The organism is Paenibacillus sp. JSM ZJ436 (genome assembly GCF_044383795.1).
Classification (GTDB): Bacteria; Bacillota; Bacilli; order Paenibacillales; family Paenibacillaceae; genus Paenibacillus_AQ; species Paenibacillus_AQ algicola.
The window spans coordinates 138,748-154,350 of record NZ_JBISEO010000010.1 but is presented as its reverse complement, the minus strand read 5'-3'; the positions used below and the strand labels follow the sequence as shown (position 1 = coordinate 154,350).

The following is a 15,603-nucleotide window of genomic DNA, read 5'->3' as shown; positions in this document are numbered from 1 at the left end:
CGAGTTGCCGTGGATGAGACTTCTGCACGCCGTGGCCATCGTTATATTACGTTGTTTGTAGATGTCGATACCAAGTTAGTGCTGTACGCGACGGAAGGCAAAGGGAAAGATACCCTTGTACGCTTTCACAACCATTTGCTGGATCAAGGCGTAGAACCCGCACAGATACAGGAGTTTTGCAGCGACATGTCGGTCTCTTTTATAAGCGGGATTGAAGAGCAGTTTCCCACAGCAGCATTGACTTTCGATAAATTTCATGTGATGAAGTTGGTCAATGAAGCCGTTGACGATGTGCGTAAATCGGAACAAAAAGAAGCTCCGCAACTCAAGAAAACAAAGTATCTCTGGTTAAAGAATGAAGCCAATCTAAAGACGGAGCAGAAGGAAGAACTGCAAAGTCTCAAAGACAGCAACTTGAAGACGGGCAGAGCATATCGCTTAAAGCTCGCGATGCAGGACTTATGGACGACGCCTCATCTACTTGCTGATGTGTATCTTCGTGAATGGGTCGGCTGGGCGAGACGATCTCAACTGGAGCCCATGATGAAACTTGCTAAAACCATTAAAACGCATGAAGAAGGCATACTTCGATGGTTTCATAGTAAGATGACAAACGGATTGCTTGAGGGTATTAATGGACTTGTTCAAGCTTCTAAACGCAAAGCTCGCGGATACCGAAACGTGAATAATTTGATTGCTATGGTTTACATGACTGCTAACAAAACACGACTTCCAGCCCTCGCTGCACGAAGGAGTTGAACTCGTCAGTTCCCTCTTTCCCTTTATACCAGATTTTAAAGAAACTCTCAGATCTAAGCGATCCTATGAATCTACAGAATTCGGTGTTAGCCACTCAATTCAGCGAAGAGCCTTAATTTTATATACAGAACCAATTTTTAGGATACTACAATTTGCATAACCATTAATTTCATACTAAAATTTACCTTATAATGGTGATTGATCACTATTATTGTATTAATACAGAGTGTGAAAGGAGGTTGTTGAAATTAAGGGGAGTTTGCAGGAATTAATATTAGACACACTTTGAATACCAATTAACTTAAGGAGGTAGCAATGATAATGAAACTAAGATTGTCCACATTTCTATTAGTAATAGCATCATTACTTTTTACGAGCAGTATATATGCAAATAGCACCGATAATTCTAGTGAAGATGATATTATTACTATTTTAGCTGACGGGATTACTTCATCAAACAGTAGAGAACTTGTAGTTCAGTATGGAGAAAATGGCGGTTTGTTATTTTCGTTTGTAATGTACAATCATTCTCAAATGAATTGGAGTAATAGTCCGGGAAACTTTACAAATTTCAAAAAATCAGATTCAATTTTAGGATTGCCTGCTGGTGCTGGAACAAACGTAGCTAGATGCAATACTCAACTTGGTATTACTCCAAGAACTGTTGTTGGCTCTTCTTCAGAAGTTAGCCTCCCTTACATGGGAAGTTATTATGTAGACCCTAAATCATGGGATGGATACTGGGGAAGAACTTCTTCTAATCAGTCGGCAGGCAGCACCTTTGCTACCCGTTATTCCCCTTTCTCAATAACTTTCAAAAATCAAGTAAATGCCATGGCTGATCCGAGTATGTGTATGGGTGGAGGATCAGTTCAAAATTCATACACTATAAATCACTAACAGGGAGGTATATACATGAAGAAAAAATATTTACTGGTTCCCGCCGCAGGGGTTTGTGCTTTAGCTATGATGTTATCAATGGTTTCGGCTTCATCTAATAACAGTAATTCAAAATTAATCAGTCAATCATTTGATGAGATGAAAGTAACGATTGATAAGATCGATAAGATCAGTGCTGTACAAAATCAAAATTTGGCATCTTTTGATACACTGAAAGTAGACGTAGAAGACTTTGTTTTTTACAAAGCAAATGCACAATTGGTTGCGAAACTGAAAAATACTGAAGTGCCCAGTGATCAGTATCTAATTGATAATATGCTAAAAGACAAATTAACTGCATATGAAGCTATACAGCAAGGAATTACTGTGAGCGACGAGGAAGTACAAAAAGAGATCGATTTTCAACGAGATGTATTTGAAAATCAAATGGATTTGTCATCTCCAGAAGTACAAGATGTTTACGATATGATGAAGAACAGAATTAGAATCACAGGATTATCTGAAGAGGAATTTTGGAAGGCTGATTTCGTTAAACAAGGTTATAAAGATGCATTATTGGAAGGGAAGTTAATGAATTCTTTGCGTGGGGACGATAGAACTTTTGAAACCATTGAAGACTTCCAGAAATACAAAGAAGAATTATTAACCAAGTATAAGGATAAAGTCAGGTTAAATCTTGACGTACTCAACAACATCTGATTTTCCAAAGAATTGTTTCTAGGTGTAAGAATTACATTCCCCAAGGATCTATCTTCTCAATGACCGAAGAAAGGATCAAATTTATAGCTTAAACTTCATTAGCAGAGTATCTAGTGGTCTTCTCAAGTTATGAAGTGATAATTCTTGCTCGCCAACTCAGCTGAGGTATATTGGAAGGAATAAAATAAACCTTGTGAGCGGAAGTACCGCAGACACTGACCTTTAGGGGTAGAAGTCTGCGGTTTTTTATGTTCAGGTTAATATAGGAGGATGTTAGGATGAAGAACTGCACATTTTGTTCAACCAAAACCGCTATGCTGTTCACACATATGGACTATGATTCAGGGGAGTTTTGTATTGAGTGTTATTTGTAGTTGCATGGTTCGTGTGGGGTTTGTAGCTTTCCATTGGTTCCGTTAGGGATTGAATTGGATGTGGATTATCTACTAAAAGCAAAGTTCATCGGCCCGCATAAACGGCCCCGCATACCCGGGCTTTGCCCACACCCGGCTTACTTCCGCTTCTTCTCAGCCGCAGCCTCCGGCACCGGCACGGTGCGGAAGAAGGCCTTGATTTCCTCCCGCCGTGTCTTCGGCAGGAGGATGTACAGAATGTCGTCTTCGAGGAGCAGGGTCTGCCCTCTTGGCGTAATAATCTTGCCCTCCCTCACGATCGCGTTGATCAGCGCGACGTGGGGGATCTGGGATTCCCGAAGCTCCTTGCCGGCGACCCGGGAGCCGGGCTCCACGACAATTTCGATAATTTCCGAATTGGTCTGGCCCATGGATACGAGCTCCAGACTGTGGGGCACGGATACTTTTTTGCCGCCGGAAAGGCCTAGCTTGTTAGCTAATGGTGTAATAGTCGCCCCTTGAATGAGTGCGGACGTCAGCACGACGAAGAACACAACATTAAATAGCAGCTGGCTTCCTTCCAGTCCGGCCATCATCGGATAAGTGGCCAGTACGATCGGTACGGCCCCGCGCAGCCCCGCCCAGGAAATAAACGTAATCTCCTTCAGGTTGAAGTTCAGAAACCTCAGGCTGATAAACACGCCAATAGGACGCGCAACGAACATCAGCAGGAGAGACAAGGCAAGTCCTTGCCATACAATATGAATCAGCTGATTCGGGAACACGAGCAATCCCAGCAAAATAAACATCAGAATCTGCATCATCCACGCAAAGCCTTCATTAAAGCGGAAGATGGAGTGCCGATACGTCAGATCCGAATTGCCGACCAGCACGGCCATGACGTAAACGGCGAGCAGCCCGCTGCCCTGCAGCAAAGCCGTGACACTATACGTAAGAATCGCCAGGGCCATCGAGAGCACGGGATAGAGCCCGGACGAATCCAGATTGATTTTGTTAATAATCCAGACCGAGGCTTTACCGAACAGCAGTCCGGCGGCGAGGCCCAGTCCCATTTGCCAGAACAGCCCCAGCACCATCGACCATACACTGGTATCCGGCTGCATGATGAGCTCGATCAGGGCAACGGTCAAAAAGATCGCCATCGGGTCATTTGTCCCCGACTCGGCTTCCAGCGTAGAGGTCAACCGGGGCTTGATATTCTTGTTGCCCAGGACAGCAAATACGGCTGCGGCGTCCGTGGAGCCGACGATGGCTCCGAACAGCAGGCCTTCCAGCCAGCTGACGCCCAGAATATATTTGGCCAGCACCCCGATAATTGCAGTCGTAATAAACACGCCAACGGTGGCTAGCGTGACGGATGGGATAATAACTTTTCTAGTGCTGGACCATTTGGTCTGCAAGCCGCCCTCAAACAGGATCACAATCAGAGCAAGCACCCCGAACAGTTGAGTCAGAAAGGCACTATCATAATAAATAAACCGGCTGAGGATCATCCCGACCGCAATAAAGAATACAAGGGAAGGGACTCCTAACCGGGAAGAGAATTTCGTGGTAAAGACTCCGATCACTAACAAGGCTGAAAATAATAAAACGGAACGATCGACTGTGAACTCCAAACGGCATTCCCCCTCTGCTGCACTCATAAATATTGTAGCCCAAAATGGCACAGACGACAAACCGGATACAAGATGTAGATGTCTGACCGGAAGTGATCACATGCTTGATGTCAAGCGGATTCTAGGGAATAATGAAAGTACATACCTTATTTAAAGAGAGGGAGAGGACGCATGAGGATGGCAGCGGCGGTGCTGCTGGCCGTATGGCTTCTTCTGATGGGCTATCAGTTTTTTACGATGGAGCCGATCGGATTTCAGGGAGAAGTCGTTCATTACATCGGCGGATGTCTGTTGTTTTTTCAGCTGCTGGCGTGGCCGTTTGTGTTCAAGGTACCGAAGGTGACTTGTGGGTTTATGCTGTTTCTCGCGCTGCTCTCCTGGGGTGTGGCGAGGGCCATGAATCCGGCGTACTACGCCTTTGTGGCGGTCAATGCAGTCTTTGCGCTGCTGAGCTATGGCGGTCATCGGGAGCTGGCCCGGGCAGCCTCGGGTAAAAATATCTAACCTTAAATTTCCTGATCCTCCCCGGCTGGCTTGCCATGTATGTTAGAATGGAGGCTATTACTTGGCCGTGCTTAACGCATGGTGTGATGGATGACAAGGAGGAAGATATGGATTTTATTCAAGACTGGCTGATCAATATGGGCGTTGAAGGCGCGATGGTTACCTATTTGGCTAATGGCATCATGATTGCGGTCATTGCCTTGCTGAGCATCATTGCGAACTATGTAACCAAGCGCGTTGTGCTGAATGTGTTAACCTACTATATTCACAACAACCGTTATCAATGGGACAATTATTTGCTGGAGCGAAAGGTATTTCACAAGCTGTCACATGTGGTGCCTGCCATTATCATATATTATTCTTCTTATTTGTTCCCGGCGTACCAGCATCTGATTGAAAAAGGAGTCATGCTCTACATCATCGTCGTTGTGCTGATGGTGCTGAATGCGTTCTTGAATGCCATCAATGACATCTATAACACATATGAGGTTTCCAAAGCCCGGCCGATCCGGGGATATGTGCAGGTTGTGAAGATTTTTATCTATATTATCGGGGCTATTCTGCTTATCTCCAACATGATCGGGGAGAGTCCGGTCATCCTGCTTAGCGGGATTGGCGCGCTGTCCGCGGTCATCATGCTCGTATTCAAGGATTCCATTCTGGGTCTGGTAGCAGGCGTGCAGCTAACCTCAAACGATATGGTCCGTGTGGGTGATTGGATTGAGATGCCGAAATATGGCGCGGACGGCGATGTGCTGGACATTTCCCTGAACACCGTGAAGGTACAGAATTTTGACAAGACGATCACGACCATTCCGACCTACGCGCTGATCTCGGATTCCTTCAAGAACTGGAGAGGGATGCAGACCTCCGGCGGACGGCGGATCAAGCGGTCCATCTATGTGGATATGAGCAGCGTGTCCATCAGCAGTCCGGAGATGATCGAGAAGTTCAGAAGCATTCACTGCCTTCAGGACTATATCGCGCAAAAAGAGCTTGAGATCCAGCAATACAACCTGGAGCACCAGATTGACGAGCTGAACAAGGTTAACGGCAGAGCTCTGACCAATCTGGGCACATTCCGGGTGTATATCGAATGCTATCTAAGGCGCCATCCCAAGATTCACAAGGGTATGACCTGCATGGTCAGACAGCTTCAGGCCGGAGAGAACGGTCTGCCTCTGGAGATTTATGCGTTCACGAACGATATTGACTGGGGGGTATTCGAGAATGTGCAGGCTGACGTATTTGATCACATTATTGCAGTGGCACCGGAATTCGGGCTTCGTGTATTCCAGAATCCTTCCGGTCATGACCTGAAGCAGATGCTGACACCAGAACAGTCGGAACGGCCAGAACGCGGCTACTCGTAACCTGCTCCCTACAGCACAAAAGCACATAAAAAAACCTCTCTTCGCAGCCTGGCTGTGGAGAGAGGTTTTTTGTGTGTGAGCTAGTAAGCAGCTCAGGTCTACTTATCTCGGTTTAACCCGAATACGTAGGATTCCAGCATATCCCGAAGTGAATCGAAGGATTCCGGGCGCGCGCTGTATTTGTAGCGCTCCCCTTGCTTTTTTAGATGCATCCGGAGAAGTCCGGCTGTTTTGAGCAGAGAGAGATGATAGTGGAGATTGCTCTTGGACAGCTTGGTCTTCTGCTGAAGCTCGGTAAACGTGACAGGACCGGCGGCCAGGATATGCAGCAGAATCAGGCGCTTCTCATCGGCAAGGCTCTTGATCATCCGCAGCATCTGGCTGGTCGGTGTATCCTCATTCATCTGCTCATCATCAACGGCATAGCTGACGACAAGCTGCTTGTCGTTCATAATATCGATCCGGTTGAGCGGCTTGATGTGGTAGGTGGGAATCAGCAGAATAAATTCCAGTTCTTCCTCCAGGTCAAGCACCACCCCGCTCGTGGCAGCATCAATCAGGTCAGGATAAGATAAGGTCCGGCTCAGCTCCTCCACGCGGGCGGCGGAACGCTGAAGGCTGCCAAGGATGTGGTCCGAAATATGGCAGGCCTGCTGCCATTCCCGCAGTACATCCACACTCCCGTCACGGAACGCCTTCAAGCCAATGCTCATGCCGGGACCCTCCTCCAGATAAGGGGAGAGCCTTTCATACAATTCACCCTCGCCCAGCTCCGCCATCCAGTTCAAGTAAGCGTCAATCTCATGCTTGGCAGGGCTGTCCAGGATTAATAAATGCAAAAAAGAAATATGATCGCAGAATTGAAGCTGATCCAGCCGGGCATCGAAGGAGTCCGACAGATGCTTCTCCATCTGCTTTCTCCACTTGTTTCCCAGATCGTGAAGCTGGTTCTTTCGGTCTTGATAGGCAAACAAGCTCGTCACAAGCTCATGCACGGGAGAGTAGTCGATGTGGATCACGGTCATACCTTCAATTCGCTCCTTCTCAAGTTCAGGTCAAACACAAGTTTAACATACTTGGGCTAAAAAAGGATTGCAAAAATAAAAAGTTCATGTATTATTGAACTTAACAGATAAGTTCTAAAAAATATGAACTTCATGAATGAGCGGATACGGAACCTATTCTGATGATCATCCCATTTTAGGAGGGACAACAATGCATAATTGGTTTGGTGCAGAGTATTTAATTGATGAACAGCAGAAGGATTTAGAGAGAGAGGCCTGGGAGGCGTGGAAGTATGTACAAGAGCAGCAAAGGGATAAGAAACAAATCAGCAAATACACTGAAATCACACGGGAATACAGAAAAATCTTGCGAGGACTCAAATTTTTGCTCCAGTCTCTGTTCACACCCCGGCATGGGAGCAAGAAACGGAAAGCGGGCAGGATCTAACGTGGATTTGCTGAAGAATCTCAAACTTAACGCACGAGAGGATGCTGTGTTATCTGCCATCCTGTCTTTGCCGCCAACGATGAGCCAGCCCATGTATTTATACTATTATGAAGGCTTCAGCACCCAGGATATCGCCAAAGTATTGCAAATTCCAATCGTTAACGTCCGAAACCGAATGAGCCGGGCCCGGAAAAAAATTATGCAGAGCCTGGGAGCGCAGCATGGGGGATTTGTGGACGGGAGGCGTAAAAGGCATCAGCCGGAGTGTGAAATGCTGTGACCTTCCGAAGCCAGACAAGACCGACCTGTCTATAACACAAAACGGCTCTGCGAAATCATGATGATCTCGCAGAGCCGTCTCTCTAGTTACAGCTTAGTACAGCAGAGCCGCCTGGCGCTTCAGATGATCCTCAATGACCATGCAGGCCATTGCCTCGATCACAGGCACGACACGGGGACAGATGCACGGGTCATGACGGCCGATCGTCCTGATCTCGCGGTCATTCCCTTGAGTGTCTACCGTCTGCTGGGACAGAGAGATCGAAGAGGTTGGCTTCACCGCAACGCGAAACACGATTTCCTGTCCTGTGCTGATGCCGCCGATGATACCGCCGGCATGATTGGTTTGGAAGCCGGAGTTATCCATCTGGTCATTATGCTCGCTGCCACGCATGGAAGCGGCCTGAAAGCCTGTGCCGAATTCGATGCCCTTGATGGCGCCGACCGACAGCATCGCCTTGGCCAGCTCAGCATCCAGCTTGTCAAAGACCGGCTCGCCAAGGCCTGCTGGAACACCGGTGATGCGGCATTCCACAATACCGCCGCAGCTATCGCCTTCCTCAGCGAGCTTCTCGATCTTGCGGACCATGAGCTCGGCTGCGGCCGGGTCACACGCGCGAACCGGGTTGCTTTCGATTGCAGCCGGATCAAAGGTTTCGCATTTAATGTCCCCTACCTGGGTGGTATACGCCAGCACACCAACGCCTTTCAGCTCCAGCAGCTTGCGGGCTACGGCACCTGCGGCCACACGTCCTGCTGTTTCACGGCCTGAGGCTCTGCCGCTGCCGCGGTAGTCGCGAATCCCGTATTTTTTCTCATAGGTCCAGTCGGCATGTCCGGGTCTGTACATATTCTTGATATCATCATAGCTGGACGGACGCATATCCGTATTGTTCAACAAAATGCACAGCGGTGTGCCTGTAGTCTTGCCTTCGAAGATCCCGGATACGATCCGGATCTTGTCATATTCCTTACGTGGGGTGGTCACTGAGGACTGACCCGGTCTTCTCCGGTCCATCTGTACCTGAATGTAAGACTCGTCGAGCTCCACGCCCGGCGTAACGCCTTCTACAATAACTCCGACAGAATCACCATGGGATTCGCCGAAGGTGGTCATCTTGAATCGTTCTCCAAATGTACTGCCTGCCATAACCATGCCTCCATGTTCTTGAAGTTTCTCTTTTCTTAGTATAACGGTATACTTGAAATAAATGAAATTGTTATTATTGAGCTTTGTCATAGAGAGGGTTGATGACAGAATGCTGAAGACCAGCATGGAAGGGTACCGGGTGTTCTTGGCGGCGGCAGAGTCGCTTAATTTAACCAAAGCGGCCGAGCAGCTGCATCTGACGCAGCCCTCGGTGAGTTATGCCATCAAGCAGCTGGAGACATCGCTCGGAGTGAAGCTGTTTGAGCGATTGTCTAAAGGGGTGCGGCTGACGCCGGAGGGAGAAGTGCTGTACATTCGGGTGCAAAAAAGTTTCGCAGAGCTGGAGTCCGCCGAGAAGGAGCTTTCGAAGCTGCGGGAATATAAAGAAGGCCAGCTGCGCATCGGAGCCAATGGAGCGATGATTAAAGAGCTGCTCATTCCGCTGCTGGACAGCTTCCACAATCATTACCCCGGCATCCGCATTCAGCTGGTGCAGGAAAGCACAGGAGCGGTTGTGCAAAAATTGAAGGACGGGACGCTGGATCTGGGCTTTGTCCATCTGCCGGTAAAGGATGAGGAGATCACCAGCTGGAGCTATGAGACCTTGCCTTATTGTGTCGTCGTGGGCGAGAGCTTTCGGACATGGGCGGGGGCAGGGGAGCCGCTGTCTGCCGCAAGGCTTGCGGAGCTGCCGCTGCTGCTGTTATCCTCTGGCAGCTCCACCCGTTCTTTTATTGAGGGATGGTTTCTATCGCAGGGCGTAGAGATACAAGGGGATTTCGAACTGAACAGCCTGGATATGCTGGCTGAGTTCGCAGAGCGGGGCTACGGAGCGGCCTTCCTGCCAAGAAGCTTCGCCGAGAAACGCATTCAGCAGGGCAAGCTGCTCATGCTGAACACCGCTCTGCCGCTGCCGGACCGCGAGATCGGCATCGCTGTCCGCAAGGGGGGAGCGCGGTCTCTGGCCGCCAGCGCATTTATGAAGCATCTGGAGACTGTGAGGGAATAAACTTACATTGATAAAGCAAAGGAGGCTGCGGCATGGATATGATTCAGCGAATGCCAGCCTGACAAATGAAATCCACGAAACAAGAGGAGGCGGGAGATGGATAACAAGTTATGGTATTTATCAAAGGTCAGCATTTTTGAGGCGCTGGCTGAGCAGGATTTGCAGGAGCTGGACCAGATCGCGCCGATGACTCATTTTGATGCGCTGCCTAAGGGCACATTGATCCAGACGCCGGATACGAACCGCGACGGGCTGTTTTTCATTAAGCAGGGCAAGCTTCGGCTTTACAAGATCAGCCTCGAAGGCAAGCAGTTCACGGCAGGCATTCTGGGCAAGGGCAATATGTTCGGCGAGATCGACACCTTCTCGTTCGGAACCGGCGGCATTTATATAGAAACATTGGAAGAGACGATGATCTGTTCTATTCCACGCGAGCAGTTTGAGGCCTTCTTATCCAAAAGGCCGGAGCTGGCTATGAAGCTGCTGGCTGAATTCAGCACCCTCCTTCGGGAGCGGGATGAGATGCTGGAGAAGCTGGCATTTGGCGATTTGCGGGAACGGGTGCTGCACCTGCTTCTGAAGCTGTCCGAAAAGTTCGGCATCGGCAAGGAAGACCCGGTCAAAATCGATCTCGCCCTGACGCACCAGGAGATCGCGAATATGATCGGCGCCACGCGCGAGGCCGTCACGGTTGTGCTGAATGAGCTGGTTAGGGACGGCATGCTGGAGACGGGCCGCAAGAGCATTGCGGTATACCAAGCGGGGTCAAGAAGCTGTCTGGAGCTAGGCTGCAAAAGCAAATAAGCATGCGACATCCGGAGAAACCTATAACTTTTTATAGGTTTCTTTTCTTTTGTAAGTTACATTACAGAACTAGAGAGAGGAGATGGTCTACAATGAGTTCAACTTACAGAAAAGGAGTGAACAACATGGGAGCCGTTACTTTAACGCAATCCACGTTTCAAGAGCAAATTGATCAGGGGGTCACACTGGTTGACTTCTGGGCACCTTGGTGCGGACCGTGCAAAATCCAGATTCCAATCATTGAGGAGCTGTCCACGGAGCTGGATCAGGCTACCATTGCGAAGGTGAATGTCGATCAGGAGCCGGAGCTTGCGTCCAAATACGAAATTATGAGTATTCCGACACTGCTTCTTTTTAAAGATGGAGAGCTTGTGGATAAAATGGTTGGTCTTCAAAGCAAAGAAGTATTGAAGAACAAATTAAATATATAATCTTACCCCCAAAAGGGAGAGGACGCATTTGGCGTAAATGAGGATGTGAAGCAGTCCGGTCTGGCCTCCATGGGCGAGCGCGACGGACATCCAAGCATCGCCGAGCTGGTTGCTGCCGACTACCAGATCATCACCCTTTAATCCGGCGCACCGCTGCCGGTTATGATATAATACATCTCATGTGCCGAAACCGGCCGGAGAGGTTAGACGATGAGCTGAAGGAGGATGCAGAGCATGGATCGAATTCAAAGCAAGCAGCAATATGAGGATCTGATTAACCGCGAAGGGCTGACGGTCATTAAATATGACGCCACCTGGTGTCCGGATTGCAAGACGCTGGACAAATTTATGCCTGACATCGTAAGCAAGCATCCCGACAAGGAGTTTTATGCCCTGGATGTGGAGCAGCTGGAGGATGTGGCGAGCCATAATGAAGTGCGCGGCATTCCAAGCCTGCTCGTGTATCAAAATGGCGTGAAGCTGGCACATCTGCACAGCAAGTATGCCAAGAAGCCGAATCAGATTTCAGAGTATCTGGAGACACTGGAGTCCAAGAACTGAATCTGGTCATGAAATAGCAGCCCCGGTCTGACACAGCCGGGGCTGCTTCCTTAACGAATGGCGGGAAAACAGCGAAAGTGCATTCTAAACATACAAAAGTATAGTAACTTATTATAAACTGGTGTATAATCAGATGGTATAGATGATATTACAAATACAAATTTGAATATGGATCTTCGGGGTAGGGTGAAATTCCTGACCGGCGGTGATGGCATGAATCTCTTAAGGCATTCATGTATAAGCCCGCGACTCGCTGTATGGTTTATACAGCGACTGACCTGGTGGAACTCCAGGGCCGACGGTAAAGTCCGGATGGGAGAAGATCAATAACAGGTGTGCTGCGCGGTTTTTTGAACGGCGTGAGCAGGCTTGTTTGGTCAGCCCCCGAACTCTCGATTCCAGGATGGAATGGACAGCCGGGGGCTTTCTTGCGGTAAGACTCCGTATTCGAGGATAGGAGAAGTTAATGATGGCACGTGCAGGCACCAACTCCAATCTCCATGCAGATGGAAGGAATTACTCTCGGCTTCACGCAGGAGGAGGCTTCTGGCTCGTCGCTCTGGGAGCCGCGCTCTGGGGGATTAACCCCTTGTTTCGGGTGACGTTATTGAACTACATGACCTCGGCGCAGATTGTGATGCTGGAGCATCTGCTCATCTCGCTGATCGCGGTGCCCATTCTCTGGCGTAACCGGGCAGAGCTGCTCTCTTTGAGCTGGAAGCATGCGGGGGCGCTATTGTTCATTTCTTGGGGCGGCTCGGCGCTTGCCACCATTCTGTTTACGGCGGGGTTGTCGAGCGGCAATCTGAATGCTGTGCTGCTGCTGCAAAAGCTTCAGCCGCTGTTTGCCATCATTCTCGCCAGCCTGCTGCTGAAGGAGCGGCTGCCGCGCCATTTTGGCTGGCTGCTGGGCATTGCGCTTGCTGGAACCTATATGCTGACCTTCGGCCTGTCGCTTCCGGGCGGGAATTGGGGACAATATCTTCAGGCCGGGAGCCTGATGTCTCTGGGAGCCGCTGCTCTGTGGGGCGGCTCCACGGTCATGGGGCGGATGATGGTCGGCAAGATCAAATACGAAACCGTAACCTCGCTCAGGTTCGTGCTGGCGCTTCCACTGCTTTCCATGATTTCCTGGAGCGAGGGCGCAGCCTGGAATCTTCCGGCAGCCGGAACGGCGGAAGGTGCAGCTGTCATACTGAATCTGTCGGGCCAGGCGCTGCTGGCGGGACTGCTGAGCCTGATGATCTATTACAAGGGCCTGACGACAACGAAAGCGTCCGCTGCGACCCTTGCCGAGCTGAGCTTTCCAATGGTCGGTGTGCTAATCAACTGGATGGTCTTCCAGGAAACCATCACCCTTGCACAAACGCTGGGCTTCGTGCTCATCTGGCTGAGTCTGTATCTGCTCTCCAGGCAATCAAATCACGCTGCGGCAGCCGAGCAGCAGCCGGCACCCTATAGGCAGGCCAGCGCCTGAAGCAGCATCCTATGGGGTTGTGCGCTTGCCAATCTTAACAAGACTGCATCTGCAAGATTTCAGATCTGTGCCCTGCAGTCTTTTTTGTCGATTTTCATTGAAAAAAATGTAATTTAAAAGAGGAATTGGCGCTGCAGCTATCGAATTTAATCGAAAGACTGAATCTCGTAATGACTGGATTGATGCATATGAATCTGAATCTGGATATGAACACTGTATTCATCTGCCTCGTCACAGGGCATGTGTTTACCATATTGTTAATTTGGGCATACCGCCGGGGGCATGACAGGGACCGGGCGGTTAATGCTTTTTATGCGGCAAAGATGCTGCAGGCAGGCGGATGGATGCTTGCCATGTTTCGCAATGAAGCCCCTGACCTCCTGACGGTATATGCGGCTAACACGCTGTTGTTCATGGCAGCTGCATGCGAAGCGGCAGCGCTGCTGCGGCTGGTGGATGCTTTCGACCGGCGTACCCGGGCTATGTATATCATGCTGACCGCCGGGTGCCTGATACTGTTTTATTCGGTTGCACTGGGGACGGGCATGGAGAAATACCGGATCGTTGCTGCCTCCTTCGGGCTGTCCCTGTATTTTATACTGCCAGCAGTCAAGATGCTGCGCCGCGCTCGTGCTTCTCTCTTAATGAAGATCACCGCCTTCACGAGCATCCTGATCGCAGGAGGCACCTTCGTAAGGGGCATCGTGACTTTGACAACAGAAGGGCCGACGTCGCTGTATGAGCCGAATGTGTTCCAGCCGCTCGCCTTCCTGCTTCTGTTTCTGCTCTTATTTATGGGAAACACCAGCTTTGTGCTGCTGTCCAAGGAGCGAGCGGATGCCGAGCTGCTGCGGCTGGCCAGCTATGATGATCTGACCGGTGTGCGCAACCGCAGAACCTTCATCACTGAAGCGCGGCTGGCGCTGGAGCAATGCCGCAGGAAAGGGGCACCGGTTTCCTTTATGCTCATGGATGTAGATGAATTTAAGGACATTAACGACACCTATGGCCATGATATGGGCGATCGGGTGCTGCAGGAGTATGCCGGTCTGGTTCAGGCAGCACTGGAGCCGGGAGATCTGCTGGGACGCTATGGCGGTGATGAGTTCGTGGTGCTGCTGCCCTTTGCCGACGAGCGAGCCTCTGATGTGGTAGCCGAGGCGATCCGGCAGGCAGCCGAGGATTCCCGGCATGGTTCTGGAATTCCGTTTACGCTCAGTATCGGAGTGGTCACGGTGCATATGAAGGATAGGATGTCCATCGACAAGCTGTACAAGCTGAGCGATATTGCACTTTATGAGGCGAAGCAGGCCGGCCGGAACCGGGTCATGCGGACCCTCCCGGACGTACATGCTAAGGGAGATGGCATTGCGGCGGAAGCGGCAGGGTAAGGACAGCAGCAGACTAACGGCAAGGCGGCGCAGAGAGACTCTGGCCGTCTTTTTTATATATGCTGAGATCTGCCGTCTCTCCGCCCGGATAACGAGAAGCCGCGGCACATGCCGGTGCTCCTCGTTATCCGGGCGGCTTTTTCGGGTAAAGATAAGGTACAACAATCCCGAAGGAGTGAGGAAGATGAAGGAATTTGATTACTCCCTGGATTACAAGCAGCTGGACCTTCGTCAGCAGCCGGAGCTGTACACGGTCGGACGGGGAGAGCAGGGGGTCCTGCTCGTCGAGCCGTACAAGGGTGAGATTTTGCCCCACTGGCGGTTCAAGACCCCGGAGATCGCAAGGCAATCCTCGGAAAAGATATACGAAATGTTTCTGAATTATAAAGATGAAGGCGATTTCGTCGGTATGGATATGGCCAGAAAATTTCTGCAGATGGGCTATACAAGGGCCCGCAGATACACGAACCATAAAGGCGGACGGAAATATTCCAAGGAGGACGGGGCCATTCTGCCTTACCAGAACGACAAGATCAAGGCGGAAGCGGCGGCGATTTTTAAGAAGAAATGGTTTGAAGCGAAGAGTGATCCTGATTATATCAGGATGAAGGAGGAGCACCGGGACCGGTATGAGCAGGAGGAGAAGCGGGAGAAGCAGAAGCAGCATTAAGCATGCCGAAGCGGCGTAGGACATGTGGAGCATTCCGGAGCAGCAGAAGAAGTTTGGAGCGGCGAACATCCGCAGGCTGAAATACGTTATAATAGACATATGATCTACAAAGCCGGGCTCCTGCTCATCGGCAGGGAGCCCGGCTTTGTACGGA

General features: G+C 50.0%; 17 protein-coding genes and 1 riboswitch. Of the genes, 14 read left to right on the top strand and 3 right to left on the bottom strand.

The features are described from left to right. The 3 genes from ACH6EH_RS14155 to ACH6EH_RS14145 form a co-directional block, all read left to right on the top strand. Positions 1–759: ISL3 family transposase (locus ACH6EH_RS14155; protein WP_397332787.1), on the top strand; the 759-nt coding region annotated here is incomplete at its 5' end. 321 nt (positions 760–1,080) lie between these two features. Further along, entirely contained in the window at positions 1,081–1,659 is a 579-nt protein-coding gene (locus tag ACH6EH_RS14150) for a hypothetical protein (RefSeq protein ID WP_397332786.1), read from the top strand. 15 nt (positions 1,660–1,674) lie between these two features. Continuing rightward, positions 1,675–2,358 carry a hypothetical protein gene (locus ACH6EH_RS14145; RefSeq protein ID WP_397332785.1) on the top strand — a complete coding sequence of 228 codons (684 nt, stop codon included), beginning with the start codon at positions 1,675–1,677 and terminating at the stop codon, positions 2,356–2,358. A 511-nt stretch (positions 2,359–2,869) separates the two neighbouring features. Here ACH6EH_RS14145 and ACH6EH_RS14140 read toward each other — a convergent pair. Then, positions 2,870–4,348: a potassium/proton antiporter gene (locus tag ACH6EH_RS14140; protein ID WP_138224879.1), complete on the bottom strand. Its 1,479-nt coding sequence runs from the start codon at positions 4,346–4,348 to the stop codon at positions 2,870–2,872. Between the two features lie 171 nt (positions 4,349–4,519). On the opposite strand from ACH6EH_RS14140, the gene ACH6EH_RS14135 reads away from it, so the two are divergent. Then, positions 4,520–4,852 carry a hypothetical protein gene (locus tag ACH6EH_RS14135; RefSeq protein ID WP_397332784.1) on the top strand — a complete coding sequence of 111 codons (333 nt, stop codon included), beginning with the start codon at positions 4,520–4,522 and terminating at the stop codon, positions 4,850–4,852. A 107-nt stretch (positions 4,853–4,959) separates the two neighbouring features. After that, a complete protein-coding gene (locus ACH6EH_RS14130) occupies positions 4,960–6,225 on the top strand; it encodes a mechanosensitive ion channel family protein (protein WP_138224881.1) in 1,266 nt (421 codons plus the stop codon). Between the two features lie 98 nt (positions 6,226–6,323). On the opposite strand, the gene ACH6EH_RS14125 is transcribed toward ACH6EH_RS14130, so the two are convergent. After that, a complete protein-coding gene (locus tag ACH6EH_RS14125; RefSeq protein ID WP_397332783.1) occupies positions 6,324–7,250 on the bottom strand; it encodes an ArsR/SmtB family transcription factor in 927 nt (308 codons plus the stop codon). Positions 7,251–7,440: 190 nt separating this feature from the next. Here ACH6EH_RS14125 and ACH6EH_RS14120 point away from each other — a divergent pair, with 190 nt between their 5' ends. Together ACH6EH_RS14120 and ACH6EH_RS14115 are read left to right on the top strand one after the other, a co-directional pair. Further along, positions 7,441–7,677, top strand: coding sequence for a hypothetical protein (locus ACH6EH_RS14120; RefSeq protein WP_397332782.1), 237 nt, complete (start codon positions 7,441–7,443; stop codon positions 7,675–7,677). A 1-nt stretch (position 7,678) separates the two neighbouring features. Then, complete coding sequence (locus tag ACH6EH_RS14115; protein WP_397332781.1) at positions 7,679–7,957, top strand: RNA polymerase sigma factor; 279 nt, start codon at positions 7,679–7,681, stop codon at positions 7,955–7,957. Positions 7,958–8,050: 93 nt separating this feature from the next. Here ACH6EH_RS14115 and aroC read toward each other — a convergent pair whose 3' ends face one another. Continuing rightward, positions 8,051–9,106 (bottom strand): chorismate synthase, encoded by a 1,056-nt coding sequence (gene aroC / locus ACH6EH_RS14110; RefSeq protein WP_138224884.1) that lies wholly within the window; start codon positions 9,104–9,106, stop codon positions 8,051–8,053. A gap of 109 nt (positions 9,107–9,215) precedes the next feature. On the opposite strand from aroC, the gene ACH6EH_RS14105 reads away from it, so the two are divergent. The 7 genes from ACH6EH_RS14105 (at position 9,216) to ACH6EH_RS14075 (ending at position 15,449) form a co-directional block, all read left to right on the top strand. Next, positions 9,216–10,115, top strand: a complete 900-nt coding sequence (locus tag ACH6EH_RS14105; RefSeq protein ID WP_397332780.1) for a LysR family transcriptional regulator — start codon at positions 9,216–9,218, stop codon at positions 10,113–10,115. A gap of 96 nt (positions 10,116–10,211) precedes the next feature. Further along, the gene (locus tag ACH6EH_RS14100) at positions 10,212–10,919 is read left to right on the top strand and encodes a Crp/Fnr family transcriptional regulator (protein ID WP_397332779.1); all 708 of its coding nucleotides are present in this window, start codon (positions 10,212–10,214) and stop codon (positions 10,917–10,919) included. Between the two features lie 125 nt (positions 10,920–11,044). Then, the gene (gene trxA / locus ACH6EH_RS14095) at positions 11,045–11,350 is read left to right on the top strand and encodes a thioredoxin (RefSeq protein WP_138227646.1); all 306 of its coding nucleotides are present in this window, start codon (positions 11,045–11,047) and stop codon (positions 11,348–11,350) included. A gap of 234 nt (positions 11,351–11,584) precedes the next feature. Beyond that, a complete protein-coding gene (locus tag ACH6EH_RS14090; RefSeq protein WP_397332778.1) occupies positions 11,585–11,911 on the top strand; it encodes a thioredoxin family protein in 327 nt (108 codons plus the stop codon). A 168-nt stretch (positions 11,912–12,079) separates the two neighbouring features. Next, positions 12,080–12,239, top strand: a riboswitch (FMN riboswitch). Positions 12,240–12,380: 141 nt separating this feature from the next. Continuing rightward, on the top strand, positions 12,381–13,388 hold the full coding sequence (locus tag ACH6EH_RS14085; RefSeq protein WP_397332796.1) for a DMT family transporter: 1,008 nt from the start codon (positions 12,381–12,383) through the stop codon (positions 13,386–13,388). 188 nt (positions 13,389–13,576) lie between these two features. Beyond that, complete coding sequence (locus ACH6EH_RS14080) at positions 13,577–14,779, top strand: GGDEF domain-containing protein (RefSeq protein WP_397332777.1); 1,203 nt, start codon at positions 13,577–13,579, stop codon at positions 14,777–14,779. Positions 14,780–14,963: 184 nt separating this feature from the next. Continuing rightward, complete coding sequence (locus ACH6EH_RS14075) at positions 14,964–15,449, top strand: DUF4385 domain-containing protein (RefSeq protein ID WP_138224892.1); 486 nt, start codon at positions 14,964–14,966, stop codon at positions 15,447–15,449. Positions 15,450–15,603 lie beyond the last annotated feature (154 nt).

What these genes read in the sequence shown, in the direction of transcription:
- ACH6EH_RS14150 (WP_397332786.1), top strand. Translation starts at nt 1,081, where the DNA reads ATGAAACTAAGATTGTCCACATTTCTATTAGTAATAGCATCATTACTT.
- ACH6EH_RS14145 (WP_397332785.1), top strand. Translation starts at nt 1,675, where the DNA reads ATGAAGAAAAAATATTTACTGGTTCCCGCCGCAGGGGTTTGTGCTTTA.
- ACH6EH_RS14135 (WP_397332784.1), top strand. Translation starts at nt 4,520, where the DNA reads ATGAGGATGGCAGCGGCGGTGCTGCTGGCCGTATGGCTTCTTCTGATG.
- ACH6EH_RS14130 (WP_138224881.1), top strand. Translation starts at nt 4,960, where the DNA reads ATGGATTTTATTCAAGACTGGCTGATCAATATGGGCGTTGAAGGCGCG.
- ACH6EH_RS14125 (WP_397332783.1), bottom strand. Translation starts at nt 7,250, where the DNA reads ATGACCGTGATCCACATCGACTACTCTCCCGTGCATGAGCTTGTGACG.
- ACH6EH_RS14120 (WP_397332782.1), top strand. Translation starts at nt 7,441, where the DNA reads ATGCATAATTGGTTTGGTGCAGAGTATTTAATTGATGAACAGCAGAAG.
- aroC (WP_138224884.1), bottom strand. Translation starts at nt 9,106, where the DNA reads ATGGCAGGCAGTACATTTGGAGAACGATTCAAGATGACCACCTTCGGC.
- ACH6EH_RS14105 (WP_397332780.1), top strand. Translation starts at nt 9,216, where the DNA reads ATGCTGAAGACCAGCATGGAAGGGTACCGGGTGTTCTTGGCGGCGGCA.
- ACH6EH_RS14100 (WP_397332779.1), top strand. Translation starts at nt 10,212, where the DNA reads ATGGATAACAAGTTATGGTATTTATCAAAGGTCAGCATTTTTGAGGCG.
- trxA (WP_138227646.1), top strand. Translation starts at nt 11,045, where the DNA reads ATGGGAGCCGTTACTTTAACGCAATCCACGTTTCAAGAGCAAATTGAT.
- ACH6EH_RS14090 (WP_397332778.1), top strand. Translation starts at nt 11,585, where the DNA reads ATGGATCGAATTCAAAGCAAGCAGCAATATGAGGATCTGATTAACCGC.
- ACH6EH_RS14085 (WP_397332796.1), top strand. Translation starts at nt 12,381, where the DNA reads ATGGCACGTGCAGGCACCAACTCCAATCTCCATGCAGATGGAAGGAAT.
- ACH6EH_RS14080 (WP_397332777.1), top strand. Translation starts at nt 13,577, where the DNA reads ATGAATCTGAATCTGGATATGAACACTGTATTCATCTGCCTCGTCACA.
- ACH6EH_RS14075 (WP_138224892.1), top strand. Translation starts at nt 14,964, where the DNA reads ATGAAGGAATTTGATTACTCCCTGGATTACAAGCAGCTGGACCTTCGT.